General features: G+C 63.4%; 13 protein-coding genes and 1 tRNA gene. 10 read left to right on the forward strand and 4 right to left on the reverse strand.

The genetic code is table 11. The features are described 5' to 3' along the window. The first annotated feature begins 38 nt into the window (after positions 1–38). Both RHPLAN_RS06590 and RHPLAN_RS06595 read left to right on the forward strand, forming a co-directional pair. Positions 39–1244, forward strand: coding sequence for a tetratricopeptide repeat protein (locus tag RHPLAN_RS06590; protein WP_157100097.1), 1206 nt, complete (start codon positions 39–41; stop codon positions 1242–1244). 11 nt (positions 1245–1255) lie between these two features. Beyond that, positions 1256–2257: a FecR family protein gene (locus tag RHPLAN_RS06595; protein ID WP_198164746.1), complete on the forward strand. Its 1002-nt coding sequence runs from the start codon at positions 1256–1258 to the stop codon at positions 2255–2257. A gap of 162 nt (positions 2258–2419) precedes the next feature. On the opposite strand, the gene RHPLAN_RS06600 is transcribed toward RHPLAN_RS06595, so the two are convergent. Further along, positions 2420–2836: a RidA family protein gene (locus RHPLAN_RS06600; RefSeq protein ID WP_068030697.1), complete on the reverse strand. Its 417-nt coding sequence runs from the start codon at positions 2834–2836 to the stop codon at positions 2420–2422. A 127-nt stretch (positions 2837–2963) separates the two neighbouring features. Between RHPLAN_RS06600 and RHPLAN_RS06605 the strand changes: the two genes are divergently transcribed. The 4 genes from RHPLAN_RS06605 to RHPLAN_RS06620 all read left to right on the forward strand — a co-directional run bounded on the left by RHPLAN_RS06605 (position 2964) and on the right by RHPLAN_RS06620 (position 7172). Continuing rightward, positions 2964–3689 (forward strand): ArsR/SmtB family transcription factor, encoded by a 726-nt coding sequence (locus tag RHPLAN_RS06605; protein WP_068015040.1) that lies wholly within the window; start codon positions 2964–2966, stop codon positions 3687–3689. Positions 3690–3910: 221 nt separating this feature from the next. Then, positions 3911–4462 carry a dTDP-4-dehydrorhamnose 3,5-epimerase family protein gene (locus RHPLAN_RS06610; RefSeq protein WP_084244433.1) on the forward strand — a complete coding sequence of 184 codons (552 nt, stop codon included), beginning with the start codon at positions 3911–3913 and terminating at the stop codon, positions 4460–4462. 21 nt (positions 4463–4483) lie between these two features. Beyond that, positions 4484–5503, forward strand: coding sequence for a glycosyltransferase family 2 protein (locus RHPLAN_RS06615; protein ID WP_068015041.1), 1020 nt, complete (start codon positions 4484–4486; stop codon positions 5501–5503). Between the two features lie 592 nt (positions 5504–6095). Then, positions 6096–7172: a tartrate dehydrogenase gene (locus RHPLAN_RS06620; protein ID WP_068015045.1), complete on the forward strand. Its 1077-nt coding sequence runs from the start codon at positions 6096–6098 to the stop codon at positions 7170–7172. Between the two features lie 128 nt (positions 7173–7300). On the opposite strand, the gene RHPLAN_RS06625 is transcribed toward RHPLAN_RS06620, so the two are convergent. Further along, the gene (locus RHPLAN_RS06625) at positions 7301–8260 is read right to left on the reverse strand and encodes an ABC transporter substrate-binding protein (RefSeq protein WP_068015049.1); all 960 of its coding nucleotides are present in this window, start codon (positions 8258–8260) and stop codon (positions 7301–7303) included. Positions 8261–8353: 93 nt separating this feature from the next. Here RHPLAN_RS06625 and RHPLAN_RS06630 point away from each other — a divergent pair, with 93 nt between their 5' ends. Both RHPLAN_RS06630 and RHPLAN_RS06635 read left to right on the forward strand, forming a co-directional pair. Beyond that, entirely contained in the window at positions 8354–9028 is a 675-nt protein-coding gene (locus RHPLAN_RS06630) for a glutathione S-transferase family protein (protein ID WP_068015053.1), read from the forward strand. A 2-nt stretch (positions 9029–9030) separates the two neighbouring features. Next, entirely contained in the window at positions 9031–10722 is a 1692-nt protein-coding gene (locus RHPLAN_RS06635; RefSeq protein WP_068015055.1) for a tetratricopeptide repeat protein, read from the forward strand. 17 nt (positions 10723–10739) lie between these two features. On the opposite strand, the gene RHPLAN_RS06640 is transcribed toward RHPLAN_RS06635, so the two are convergent. Beyond that, positions 10740–11639: a CHAD domain-containing protein gene (locus RHPLAN_RS06640; protein WP_068015058.1), complete on the reverse strand. Its 900-nt coding sequence runs from the start codon at positions 11637–11639 to the stop codon at positions 10740–10742. 125 nt (positions 11640–11764) lie between these two features. On the opposite strand from RHPLAN_RS06640, the gene RHPLAN_RS06645 reads away from it, so the two are divergent. Beyond that, a tRNA-Met gene (locus RHPLAN_RS06645) sits at positions 11765–11841 on the forward strand. Between the two features lie 187 nt (positions 11842–12028). Beyond that, positions 12029–12961: an IS1595 family transposase gene (locus RHPLAN_RS06650; protein WP_068015061.1), complete on the forward strand. Its 933-nt coding sequence runs from the start codon at positions 12029–12031 to the stop codon at positions 12959–12961. A 151-nt stretch (positions 12962–13112) separates the two neighbouring features. Here the strand turns inward: RHPLAN_RS06650 and RHPLAN_RS06655 are convergent, their stop codons facing one another. Next, positions 13113–14183 (reverse strand): P63C domain-containing protein, encoded by a 1071-nt coding sequence (locus tag RHPLAN_RS06655; RefSeq protein WP_068015065.1) that lies wholly within the window; start codon positions 14181–14183, stop codon positions 13113–13115. Between the last annotated feature and the right edge of the window lie 93 nt (positions 14184–14276).

Genomic DNA, 14276 nt, shown 5'->3' on the forward strand with positions numbered 1-14276 from the left:
GAAGTGACCGGGAGCTCGATTCGCTTCACGAACGCATATTGCGCGATCCTTCGAACGTGGCGCTCTCGGTGCAATATGCGCGATTGGCGAAGGCGCGCGGCGACTATGAAGCCGCGATCGGCGCCTATGAGCGCCTGTTGCTCTACGATCCTTCGCTGTCGCAACTGAAGTACGAATTGGGCGCGCTCTATTTCGAGCTCGAGTCCTATGCCGTCGCGCGCAATTATTTCGAGACTGCGCTCGGCGCTGCCAATCTGCCCGGCGATCTGCGCGACAGCGCCAAGACCTACATCACCGAGATCGATCGGCGTCTCGCGGTCGACCGCTTCACCGCCTATCTGCATGCCGGCATCCGCTATCAGTCCAATGCCAGCGCGGGACCCTCTTCCGATCTCATCCGTTTCGGCGGCCAAAGCTTGAGCGTCGACCGCGCCTTCGCCAAGCAGCCCGACTGGAACAGCTACGGCCTTGCGGTCTTCAACTACGCCCATGACTTCAACGCCAACGATTCTTTCGAAGCCAGCCTCGGCACCTACTACGCGCGCCAATTTCACCTCGAGCGCGTCAATCTCGGCGCGGCCGAGCTGCAGGCCGGACCGCGGTTCGCGCTGCCGTTGGAGCAGTTGCTCGGCGCGTCGATCAAGTTCTACGGCATCGCCAACGCGCTCACGCTCGGCGACCGCACCTATCTGACGACGCTCGGCGGCGGTGTGTCGATGCGCACCAAGCCCACGCCGACCACGATCATCGAGCAGGCGTTCGAATACCGCCATCGCAAGTTCTACGATTCCGGCGACTATCCAACCGCCTCGCAGCAGTCCGGCGACCTTGCCACCTACTCGCTGTCGGCGGGCGGCCTGGTGTACGGCACGGTGCGCTGGGCGATCCGCACGGGCTTTGATTGGAGCCAGGCCGACTTCGCGTTCTGGAGCTATCGCCGGCCGTTCATCGATCTCGGCATGCCGATGGCGTTCGTGGTGCCCTGGTTCGGCAGCAACCGCACCTGGATCCTCACGCCCTATATCGGCGGCAGCTACGCCCAATATGACGCGGCCGATCCCTCGATTGACCCGAACACGACTCGCCGCGACCGCGAGTGGCATGTCGGCGCGACGCTTGACGCTGAGCTTGCCACCAATGCGGGGCTGCGTCTGAACGTGAATTTCGCGCGCAACGACTCCAACGTCGCCAACTACGCCTATCGCAACTTCAGCGTTTCGCTCGGACCCGCAGTTCGCTTCTGATGGAGGCAAAGATGCATCCGTGTTCGATCATCAGGCTTTGCACCTCTGGTCTCATCGCCACCCTGGCGTTAGCGGCCGCGGCCGGAGCTGCGCGAAGCGAAAAGGTCGGCGTCGCCTCGGCCGTCAATCCGACGGTGACTGGTCTGCCGCCCGGCGGCTCGTTGCAGCAGCTCAAGATCGGCGCTGACGTGGTGCACAACGAGCGCATTCGCAGCTCGGGCGAAGGTTCGATGCAGCTCGTCTTCATCGACCGGACCACCCTGACACTCAGCCCGAACTGCGACATCACCATCAATGAGTTCGTATTCAACCGCAACGCCGGCTCCGGCAACATGGCCGTCACCATGGGCAAAGGCCTGATGCGCTTCGTCGGCGGCCAGGTGAGCCACAGCGGCGAGGCGCGCATCGCGACGCCGGCCGCCACCATGGGCATCCGCGGCGGCGTGGCGCTGATCAACAACGCTGGCGGCAAGGTCACGGTGATCAACCTCTACGGCACGGTACGGGTGTCGACTGGATCGAACAGCACCACGCTCAGCAAGCCGGGCTCGTTCGTGGAAACCTCGGGCGGACAGATCACTCAGCCGGCGGCCGCGCCGCCTGGTCTGATCGCCTCCTACAACAGCCAGCTGCAAAGCCGGGCGGGCCAGACCGCCGGCGTAAGCCGGGGCCATGTCAACTTCGACGGGCTCCGTAACACCACGAGTAATGTGAATCTCGGTGCATCGCCCGATCAGCGCTATCAGGCGAGCACGCAACCGCAGGCTCAGCAGACCAGCCTCGGCGCAAGTGGCGCTGGATTTTCGTCGACCGGAGGCGGTGGCGTAGGGGGCAGCGGTGGCGGCATAGGCGGCGGTGGTGGCGGCATAGGCGGCGGTGGCGGCGGCATAGGGGGAGGGGGCGGCGGTGGCGGCTTCTCAGGTCCGCCATGGGGCCTGTTGATTGCGCCGGGCCAGACCGGTAATTCACCGGGCCCGCCACCCGGGCTCGCAATCAAAGGTCACAAGAACTGACGTCGGAGGCGCCGCGCGCCGTGCTCTTCGGCCCGATCATGCAGGACCGCGTCGCTTCGTTCGCTTGTGTCCCGGCCATCCACGCCTTGGCTGAAAAGACGTAAGGTGTGGATGACCGGCCGGGCAGGACGATTGAGTTTGATGCAGCCGAAGTGCAACGATTTAGTTGTCGAGCACCGCGACGCAATCGATCTCCACGTCGAACGGTCCGGGCCATGACGGCACATGCACGAAAATGCGCGCCGGCGTGTCGTCGACAAAATAACGGTCGTAGACCGCGTTGAATTCCCCGAAATGCGCCGGGTTCGGCGTGCAGTACACGTTGCACTTGAGCACCTTGGTCAGCGACGAACCGGCGGTCTCCAGGCACAGCTTGAGCTGCTCCAGCACGAGCTCGGCCTGGCGCGAAAATGGCACGCGTGCGATCTCGCCGGTCGCCGGATCGAACGGCGGCAGGCCCGAGACGTAGACGAGCTCGCCCGCGACCACGACCGGGTGGACGCTCTTGAGGTTCGGTCCTTTGCGGTAGCGCTCGAGCCAAGTCGAGATCGGCTCGATGCGAAGCGGCGTGCGTTTCATGATGGTCTCCAGCGTTGCGGGCTTCACCGATAGGCGCGGACGGGAAGCCTGTCGCGTGAGAACGGTTCGGCGCGGGCCGAACTGTCGTTTCTTGCTGGCGTCACGCCGGCGGCGGTAACATCTCGCCATGGTCGCCGCCGCCAATCTCGTCGAGGTCGCTGCTCTCGTGGGTGACACCGCGCGCGCAACGATGCTCGCGGCCCTGATGGGCGGCCAGTCGCTCACCGGCACCGAGCTCGCGTTCCTCGCCCGCGTGTCGCGGCCGACGGCGAGCGAGCATCTCGCGAAGCTCGTCGAGGCGCGGCTCCTTGCCGTCACGCGCAAGCGCCGCTTCGCCTATTACCGCATCGCCTCGCCGCTGGTCGCGCAGATGCTGGAAAGCATCAAGGCGGTCGCCGCGATCGAAGTGCCGCCGCGACATCAGCCGCGCTCCGCGGCCGACGAGGCGCTGCGTTTTGCCCGCACCTGCTACGACCACATCGCCGGCAGCGTTGGCGTCGCCATCGCCGACGCGCTATCGGCGGCGGGCCACGTCATCCTGAGTGACGATGGCGGCGAGCTCACCGACAGCGGCGCGCAACTTCTGGCGCGCTTCGGTGCGACACTAACGCCAAAAGCCAACAGCCACCGCATCTATTGCCGGCCGTGCCTCGACTGGAGCGAGCGGCGCCATCACGTCGCGGGCTTCATCGGCGCCGAGATCTGCCGCTGCTGCCTGGAGCGCGGCTGGCTTGCGCGCATGCGCGACACCCGCGCGCTGCGGCTCACGCTGGAGGGGCGCGCTGGGTTAGGCGAGACGTTCGGCGTTCAATGGTCGCATGGCGACAGCGCGCGCGTCCTCAAGCGCGCCTGACTGCATGATTCAACTTCGTCGTGCACCAGTGGCGTCATCACCAGCTTCATGATCGCATTGTCTTGCAGCGCTGCGTCCGACGAATTTCCGCGCGCTCCGCGCGAGCCAATGTCGAGGGCGCGTCCCGCAAATCATCAAACCTCAAGACAATTGAGCCTGGATTACTATAATGCGGCGGGCTGGTACTTCCGGCCTGGACTTAGGGTTCTTAGGGTTCGCAAATGGGCAGCATGCGTGATCCTCCCAATGTCGTGGGAGCAAAAGAACTTGTAGCCAAGCAGTCTGCGGTGAATGCGCAGGGCCAGATCAAACGCAGCCCTATCCATGACGTCATCTTTCGTCCGACTCGTCCGGTGCCGCACGAAGATGGGCATGTTGCCGAGGTCTCTCGCGCCAGTTGGCCTGAAATCGGCGAGCCGATTGTGCAGGTTCACTTGACGACAACGTTGCCGGGCCGTCATCGCGCCTGGGGACTGCATCAGCAAAGCACCGACCGGCTGTTCGTTGTCAGTGGCCTGGTCAAGTTCGCCGTCTATGACGGCCGCCTCGACTCGCCGTCCTACGGCTGCGTCAACGAAGTGACCGTCAGCGAGAAAAATCCCGGATTACTGATCGTCCCGCCTAATCTCTATCATGGTTGGAAAAACATCGGAGTGAGCGAGGCAATCATCATCAACATGCCGAGCGTCATGTATAACTACGAGGCGCCGGATGCGCTTGATTTGCCCTGGGACTCCGAAGCTGCCGAACGCATCATCCCGTATCGGTTTTAGTTCGACGCCAGAGGTTTCTTGATGGAAGAAACTCCGCGCGTCACGGTGTTGCTTCCAACGCACAACCGCGCGGACGTGTTAGGCTATGCGATCCAGTCGGTGCTTTGGCAGACGGAAAAGAGTTTCGAATTCCTGATCGTCGGAGATGGATGCACCGACAACACCCGGGAGGTGGTGGCGACCTTCTCCGACCCTCGTATCAGATGGATCGATCTCCCCAAGGCTCCACTAAGCGGCTACGCCAACCGAAATATTGCTCTGCGGCAAGCCCGTGGCCAGTACGTGGTCTACGCGCAGCATGATGACATATTGCTTCCGGATCACATCGAACGGTTGATCGCAACGATCGAAGCGAGCGATGCCGACTGGGCCTACAGCCGCCCACTGTGGGTTGCGCGCGACGGAGTTCTGCTTCCGTTTGCGATCAATCTTTGTCATCGCGACGAGCTCGAATATTTTCTGAAGGCCGTGAACCACGTGCCGTCGACTTGCGTGATCCACACCCGATCCGCGCTCGAACGTGTCGGATATTGGCCGGAAGACGTGCCGCTCATGGCCGATTGGCACTGTTGGCGGCAGATCATCATGACCAGCGCCAACAGAAATGCCGGTTATTGCCGGATGCCGACAGCTCTCCACTTTCATGCCGCTTGGAAACAGAGCGAGACTCCGGAAGAGCGCCGAATGAGAACCATGGCCAAGGCGGACTGGTGGCCAAAGGAGTGCATCGTTCCGATTCCAACTGGAGTTGCGGAGCAACGAATCTTTTTCGAGATTTTGTCGGCCGCCCCCGTTGGTTGGGTCGATCAAATGCGGGCCGCGGTCGTTGACATCAACGATCGTCTCGCTTGGGCATGGACGGCTCCCGAAATGCGGACGTGGCCGAACGACGACGATCCAGCGCTGCTGGCGAAGCAAATCCAACTTGAGGCGCTGGAAAACCGGTACGGCGCGCTCGAGAAGCTCTGGAACTCACGACAGTCGCTGTCGCGTCAGCTCGTTTTGACCCTCTTTCGGAAGCTTCGAAGAGGTGAGCAGTGAGGTCCTTTCGAGGGGCATCGCCGTGAATCCAGACGAACAGTCGATGCGAACGGTTGACGCACGAAATTGTTCATGATAAGTTCCGATTCATCCTGCTCACTGAGGGCGTCGTCCGGAGACGTTCGGCTGATGGAGCGGGATGCGGCGCCTGCAGGCGTGGGTCGTTCCCACGTCCCAGGGTGCGATGCCATCGTCCGTCCCCGATGAGGGGGCCGCCTTCAGTGGCAGGGCGCGATCGGGTGAAGGGCCAAGGCAACGCGGCCTTAGGGAAGGGTTCGTCCCGCACCGTCCGATCGAATCTCGAACGGCGGTATCGCAATAAATCGCCGCGGTGGAGCGCCGGAAGGCGCGCCTGCCCCGCAAGGGCGGGCGGGGTGCCTTCGCAAAGGTGCCCCAGTGAGACCTGCGCCGTTTCGGCGCTCCGCCTCCCTCAGGGAGGCATGAAGAAACCGGGCCAGGCCCGGAAAACCGACAGGGAAATCTGGCGATCCGCGCGATCCATCGCGTGGAGCCGAGGAGGTTTGCCTCGTTGCATGGCCGGGATAACGTGCCGCCCCTGTTCGAAGAAACGAAACATCAAAAAGGAGCCGCCATGGCCACCAACCGCGTCTATCGCATCGCTGTCATTCCGGGTGACGGCATCGGCAAGGAGGTCGTGCCCGAGGGCTTGCGCGTGCTGGAGGCTGCGGCGAAGAAGTTCGGCTTCGAGCTCCGCAACGACGACTTCGATTTCGCCTCCTGCGACTACTACGAGAAGCACGGCCGCATGATGCCGGAGGACTGGAAGGAGCGGATCGGCAAGCACGACGCGATCTATTTCGGCGCGGTCGGCTGGCCCGCCAAGGTGCCGGATCACATCTCGCTGTGGGGCTCGCTCATTCACTTTCGCCGCGAGTTCGACCAGTACGTCAATCTGCGCCCGGTGCGGCTGATGCCTGGCGTGCCGTCACCGCTCGCGGGGCGGAAGCCCGGCGACATCGACTTCTGGGTGGTGCGCGAGAACACCGAGGGCGAATACTCGGCGATCGGCGGCCGCATGTTCACGGGCACCGAACGCGAGGTGGTGGTTCAGGAGACGGTGCTGTCGCGCATCGGCGTCGACCGCGTGCTGAAATTCGCGTTCGAGCTGGCGCGCAAGACACCAAAGAAGCATCTGACCTCCGCCACCAAGTCGAACGGCATCGCCATCACCATGCCGTACTGGGACGAGCGCGTCGAGGAGATGGCCAAGCACTTCCCCGACATCAAGTGGGACAAGTACCACATCGACATCCTCACCGCGCTGTTCGTGCTCAAGCCCGACCGCTTCAACGTGGTGGTGGCGTCCAACCTGTTCGGCGACATCCTGTCCGATCTGGGCCCGGCCTGCACCGGCACCATCGGCATCGCGCCGTCCGGCAACATCAATCCGGAGCGGAAGTATCCGTCGGTGTTCGAACCGGTGCACGGCTCGGCGCCGGACATCGCCGGGCAGGGCATCGCCAACCCGATCGGCCAGATCTGGTCGGGCGCGATGATGCTGGAGCATCTCGGCGAGCACGAAGCCGCCGCCGCGATCGTGAAAGCGATCGAGAAGGTGCTGGCCGAGCAGAAGCTCCGCACCCGCGATCTCGGCGGCCCGCTGGGCACGGAGGCTTGCGGCAAGGCTGTCGCGGAGATGCTGGGTTGAGGGCAGTCGCTCTCCCCGCGGTCATTCCGGACGCCGCGCAGCGGCGATCCGGAATCCAGTTGCTCGGGCGGAGTTCCTGTCTGGATTCCGGGTTCGCGCCTTCGGCGCGCCCCGGAATGACCGTGCCGCTACTTCAACGCCTCCACCGGAAACGCCTGCTTGAGCTGCGCGTCGGTCAGCGGCGCAGGAATGTACTTGAACTTCACCGCGTCCTCCATGATCCCCGGCATCCCGGAAATCCGCGTCGGCGTCATGTTCGGCTTGGTCATGAATTCCGGCGCGCGGGCGGCGAGCGTCTTCGGCAAGTTCGACCACGCCGCATAGGCGTCGATCGCGGCCGGGTCGGCATACATCCAGTCCAGCGTTTCGAGATACGCCGCCATGTAGCGCTTCAGCACTTCGCGCCGCTTCTCCAATCCGGCCACGCTGACCACGATCAGGCGGCTGGTCATGTCGCGCAGCGACGGCACCTCGCTGCCGCGCGCCACGATGCGGATCTTGCCTTCGTCGACATAATTCAGATTGAACGGCGCGGCCGAGAATCCGATATCGACCTGCTTGGTCAGCGCCTGCGTCAGCGTCGCGGTGTAGTTGCCGGTCGGCTGCGGCTTGAGATCGACGCCGAAGTGCCGCGCCAGATGCAGCGCGAACATGTTGGATGCCGAGCCGTTGGTCGAGATCGAGATGCTTTTGCCGCCGGCATCCTTCATCGATTGGATCGGCGAATCCGCCGGCACGTAATAGAACTGCTCGTCGGCGCTGGTGAACGAGCCGCCGACGCCGCGGATCGGCGCGCCCTTGAGGAACGCGCTCAGCATCGAATGGGTGCCGAGGCCTATGCCGATATCGACGCTGTTGGAGAGAACCGATTGCAGCGTCTCGGCGCTGCCCTGGGTGTAGAACAGGTCGAGCGTCAGCCCGTGTTTCTTGAAGATACCTTTGTTCTGGCCGAGCTCGGACACGCTTTGCTCCCAGCCGCCGCGCTGACCGATCGCGATCTTCAAGCTGTCGTCGGCGAGCGCGTTGTGGCCGAACGCCGCCGTGATCAGCACGGCCCAAACGCATTTGCGGATCGCAGCGCTCAGCATCCCATTCTCCCTCTTGTTTCTTGTCGGCACGCGAAGCCTATTGGCTCCGCGTGGCGATTGTCGAGTATGCTGCCGCGAATACAGGAAGCCTGAATGTCCGATCTGCGCATCTACGGCATTGCCCGCACCCGTGCGTTCCGCGCGCTCTGGGTGGCGAAGGAACTCGGCATCGATTACGAACATTTTCCGGTCGAGATCGGTGACGCCGGCGCGCGCACGCCGGAGTTTCTCGCGATCAATCCGAACGGCCGGCTGCCGGTGATCGTCGACGGCGATTTTGTGCTGTTCGAGTCGCTCGCCATCACGATGTATCTCGCCAAGAAGCATTCGGTTGGGAAGCTCTATCCGGCCACGCTCGAACGCGAGGCGCGGACCTGGCAGTGGAGCCTCTGGGCGGTCACCGAAGTGGACCGCGGCGTCAACATCTGGTCGCTGCACGCGGTGCGGCTGCCGGAGGCGGAGCGCGATAAGGCCCGGCGCGAGGAGGCGCTGAAGGTGCTGGTTGCGCCGTTCAAGGTGCTGGACGCCGCGGTGTCGAAACAACCCTATCTGCTCGGCAATGACTTCACGGTCGCCGACCTGAACGTCGCCGCCGTGATCAGCCGCGCCATCGAGATGGACTTGAGCGCGTCGCCCAACATCAAGGTGTGGCTGACGCGCTGCCTGGAGCGCCCCGCGGCGCGCGAAGCTCTGGCGCTGAAATCCAAGGCCGACAGCGAGACGCCGGCGGAGATCACGCGCCGCATCGCGCGGACCAACCGGCTGTAGCGATGGCCCAGGTTCTGCCGCCAGCCCATCTTGCGCAGGTCATCGGCCAGGCGCTGGCGCTGCATCAGCAGGGCCGGCTCGACGAGGCCGAGAAGCTTTATGCGCGCGCCCTGAAATTGCAGCGCGACAACTTCGATGCGCTGCATCTTCTTGGCGTGCTCAACCAGCAGCGCGGCAAACCGGGCGAGGCGTACCGGCTGATCGCGTCGGCGCTGAAGGTCCAGCCGAACTCGCCGGATGCATTGTCGAACCTGGCGATGGCGCAGAGCGCGCTCCAGCGTCATGACGAGGCGCTCAAGAGCGTCGACAAGGCGCTGTCGATTGCACCTAGCCATGGCGATGCGCTCAACAACCGGGGCAATGTGCTGCTCGAGCTGAAGCGTCCGGCCGAGGCCATCGCGGCGTTCGATGCGGTGCTGGCCAAGGCGCCGCGGCATCTGCAGGCCCGCATCAACCGCGGCAATGCGCTGACCGAACTGGGCCGTGCCCCCGAAGCGCTGGCCGACTACGACCTGGCGCTCGGCGTGGCGCCCGGCCATCCGCTCGCGCTCTACAATCGCGGCAACGCGTTGCGTTCTCTTGGCCGTTATCAGGAGGCGGTCGCTGCCTACGACGGCGCGGCCGCCAGGATGCCGCAGCATCTCAATGCCTGGCTGAACCGAGGGCAGGCTCTCGCGGCGCTGAACCGCCATCAGGACGCCATCGCGAGCTATGGCCGCGTGCTCGCCGTTCAGCCGGACTTCGCCGACGCGCATTTCAACGCCGCGATGTCGTTTCTCACGCTCGGCGATTATGCCCGTGGCTTTGCCGAATACGAATGGCGCTGGAAGCGCACCGGCATGACGGCGCCAAAGGCGTTTCGCCGCCCGCCTTGGCTCGGCGAGGAGCCGCTTGGCGGCAAGACCATCGTGCTGCATGCCGAGCAGGGGCTTGGGGACACCGTGCAGTTCGTCCGCTACGTGCCGCGGCTGGCGCAGATGGGCGCGCGCGTCGTGCTCGACGTGCCGCCGGCTTTGAAAGCTCTGTTCAGCGGCCTCGATGGGGTGACGGCTGTCATCGGTCGCGGCGAGCCGCTGCCGCCTTATGATGCGCATTGTCCGCTGGGCAGCCTGCCGCTCGCCTTCAAGACCCAGGTATCGAACGTCCCCGCTGAAATTCCCTATTTGCGGGCAGGTGAAGCCGCTTTGCAAAAGTGGCGGCCCCGGCTTGAAGGGCTGCCATCGCCGCGCATTGCCCTCGCATGGTCCGGCAACGCGTCGCACCCGAATGACCGCAACCGCTCGCTGTCACTCGCGCAGCTCGAGCCGCTGCTGTCGGTGCCGGGCGCGAGCTTCATCAGCGTGCAGCGCGAGCTTCGCGACGGCGATGCCGAAACGCTCGCGCACGATACGCGCATTCTCAACCTCGGCCCGGAGCTGAACGATTTCTCCGACACCGCCGCGGTGCTGACGCTCGCCGATCTCGTGATCTCGGTCGATACCTCGGTCGCGCATCTGGCGGGCGCGCTCGGCCGCCCGGCCTTCGTGCTGGTGCCGTTCCAGCCGGACTGGCGCTGGATGCTCGACCGCCATGCGAGCCCCTGGTATCCGGCGATGCGGCTGTACCGTCAAACCGCGATCGGCGACTGGGGAAGCGTCATCGTTCGCGCCGCGGATGCGGTGCGCTCGCTCTTTTCGCTCGCGAGCAAAGTGTGAGGAGCAGGCCCGGCTTGTCAGTGACTGGACGAGACCCCGTCCCACATGGCTTCAAGTCGGTGCTTGAACGCCTTGGGCCGTTCGGCAAAAAGCCGCCCGGCCAGCCGGCGCGCCGTCGAGACATGCTGCGCCTGGCGCTGGCTGATCACCGACTGCAGCCGCGAGCGCCAGCGCGCCAGCGGCTGATGCGGCTCGGCATAGCGCGCCAGCACTGCCAGATCCTGATACTTGCCGAGCCGGTCGCGCAGCTTCTGCGCCTCGCGCACCCAGCTCTTGCCGAGCCGCGGCCACAGCGGCTTGACGATTTCCATCTGGTAGCGGTGCACGACCACCCGTTGCCGGAGTTCGTGCAACTCGACCGCGCTGGCGGCCCGCCAGTCGTCGGGAATGAGACGCCGCGCCCGGCGATAGCCCTCGCTCAGGCTCTCGGCCACGTCGCCGAACGTCACGTCGTCGAGCGGCCAGCGCTCGATCCGCATCTCGACCCGGTCGAGCGCCGCCGAGAATTTCTTGCGGAGCGAAGGCGTCAGGCTCGCGGTCTCGGCATGCGAGCGCAGGTCCTCGAGATTGTTGACGATGGTCTCCCAGGACTGCGCCGACAGCCGGTGTGAGGCGGTGTGGTGTTCCATATCGGAGACCGCGTCGAGGGCGGCCTGGGCGTCGCGGGCGCCGGCGAGGAGCCGCGCCATGTCGCGGGCTTCGGTCCGCCAGTGGTGGTCCTCGGCGCCCAGAAACGGCTCGATCAGACGCAAATAGGCCCGCCACCACTTCATGGTGGCCCGAAAGTCGTGGACCGCAACGGCTTCGACCCGCTGCTTGTCCTCAATGGCGCCGCGCCCCTCCGCCAGGATGTAACGGGCGGAGGCGCGCAACGCTTCCCCGACCGCTTCCGGCGGACGCAGACCCGGCTTGCTCATGTGCAAGTTTTATTATGGGAATTTGTGACAATCCAACGAATTAGGACCACCTGCGCCCTTTTCATTCCGCGCGGTGCTTGTTACATAAGCGGCGCCGCGGCTTTGGTGTCAGTGGCCCAAGTTTCCGCGGGATGGAGCAGCCCGGTAGCTCGTCAGGCTCATAACCTGAAGGTCGGTGGTTCAAATCCACCTCCCGCAACCAACTTAACTGATTGATTTCGTAAGATAATTGAGAGCCGCCCTTTGGGGCGGCTCTTCGTTTAAGGGGGCAGAATCGCCACCGAGTCGCCACGACGACCAGAATGTGGGCGGGCGTAGTTTCGCAGGGCGACGTTACACTTGACATACCCAGACCCTAAATCTAGAATCTTGGCCATTGGAGATAAGCCATGGCTAAGTCAGTCCTTTCCGCCGACCACTTCCAGAACGAGCACGCCGCCTTCGAATACGTCGAGGCGCGGCTTTGGCCGACCGGCCCGGTTTGCCCCCATTGCGGCAACGCGGACGCCAGCCGGATCGGTCGGCTCCAGGGCAAGACCACCCGGCCGGGCCTCCGCAAGTGTTACGAGTGCCGGAAGCCGTTCACGGTCCGCATGGGCTCGATTTTCGAGTCCTCGCACCTCGCCTTGCACCTCTGGCTCCAAGTCATCCACCTGATGGCTTGCAGCAAGAAAGGCATCTCGACCCGCCAAATCCAACGCATGCTCAATTGCAGCATGAAGACCGCGTGGTTCCTCGGCCACAGGATCAGGCTGGCCATGGACCCGGGCGCGACCGAGCCGCTGGGTGGCGCTGGCAAGACCGTCGAGGCCGACGAAACCGAACTGGCGAGATCTCGCAAGACCAAACGCCCGGAAGGCTTCAAGCGGTCGACCCACAATCCGAAGGTCATGAGCCTTGTCGAACGTGGCGGTAAAATCCGCTCCGTCACGCTGGACCACAACGGCGTCGGCAAGCATCTCCGCGCCATGGTGCACGCCGACAGCCGTCTCGTTACCGACAAGGCTCCGCACTACAAATTCCGCGGCTTCAAGCAGCATGAGAGCGTCGACCACCATGAGTTCGAATGGGCGCGCGGTGACGTGCACACGAACGCCTTGGAAGGCTTCTTCTCGGTCCTGAAACGCGGCCTGGTCGGCACCTACCAGCACGTCGACAAGCATCACCTCGACCGGTATCTCGCGGAGTTCGATTTCCGCCACAACAATCGCGAGAAGCTTGGCATCAATGACACGCAGCGCGCCGACAATGCGCTGGCCGGCATGAAGGGTAAGCGCCTGACCTACGCCGGGACTGCGGAAGCCGAAGAAATCCCTTTCTGAAGCGCGAGATCCGGCGCAATTGGATCTCCCGTTTCCGGAGTGGTGGTTTTATATGAAGTGATGTAACGGTGGACCGGTTGGGGGTTGGACCCAAGCTTCGCGGGTGGGAATCCAGCTAGCGGCACCGGCCCCGGCCCAATTGATGAGATCTCTAGGAAACGGCCTCCGGCTCGACGGGGGCCGCTTCTTTTTTGGAGAGATCTTCCAGATTGGAGAACAAATCGACCTGTTCGAACTCGATCTTCTGTTCGCGCCGCTTCGGCAGTGCTTCGGGAAAAGCCCTATAAAAGGCCTTGTCGAACGAGATCTTGTCTTGCACGGACGATCCGATACCGACAACCTGCCAGAGATGCGCTTTCAGGGCAGGCAAGCCGATCTCATCGGAGAGAAACTGGAATAGCTTGTATCGCCGCCCCCCGGACGCATAGACGACCGGGTTCTTCTTCTCCAGCTCCTCCAAGATCGCGCCGTTGCTGTTGGCGAGCGGGTGATAGACGTATTTCCGAATGAACTTCGAGAAGAAGATCGGGTGTTTGACGGACTTGGGATCTTTTCTTTTCAGGCCGTAGAGCTTGTAGATCATGTCGAAAAACTTGTCCGGGAACTCCGACTCCCACTGCCGGAATTCCGACCGGATGAAAGCCTGAAACAACTCGCGATATTCGTCCTTGCGCTTGTTATCGCTGTAACCAGTCGCTTCGTCGATCAGCGCGACGATGCCCAACTTGGCCGCGGCGCGGAAGATGATCTCTGCCTGAATGGCCAGAAACGCCTGTGCCGTCGTCAGAGAGTTGGCGTTACGCGCCTCAATGATTGCCTCGCAAACGTCAATAAGGACGCTGGACTCGTAGCCGTGAGCCAACTCGCCGTTAAAAGCCTTAAAGATCACGGGCTTGCGGATCTTCGCCCACAATTCCTCAGAAATTGCAGATGAAATGCTTTTGCTGGACAACGTCTTCATGAAGGCGTTGCCACCTTCCGATTTCAGGCCAAGCGCGCGACCCATCACTTTCTTGTGGAACAGCCTGCGACCGTCATCGAGCACGTAAACATCCAACGGAATGTCGCCGATGGTCAGAGAACCTTGGTGGCTGGCTTCTGGAACCTCACCAATCCGCTTCCAGCGCGCCGCAGCCGCGCGGCGCGCGATAGAGCGCCGCTCATTCGGTGAAAGAGTTTCAGCCCGGATGAGGCCGCCCTTGCTCTGGGGAGTGTCAGCCATAGACGAGATCTCCTTGCTTGCTCTATTTCGCAGGTAGCATGCATGGAGGTATGCCTGCAAGGCCCCGGAACGTAGCAAGCATCGAAAATCCAC

The organism is Rhodoplanes sp. Z2-YC6860, from assembly GCF_001579845.1.
In the GTDB taxonomy this organism is placed as follows: Bacteria; Pseudomonadota; Alphaproteobacteria; order Rhizobiales; family Xanthobacteraceae; genus Z2-YC6860.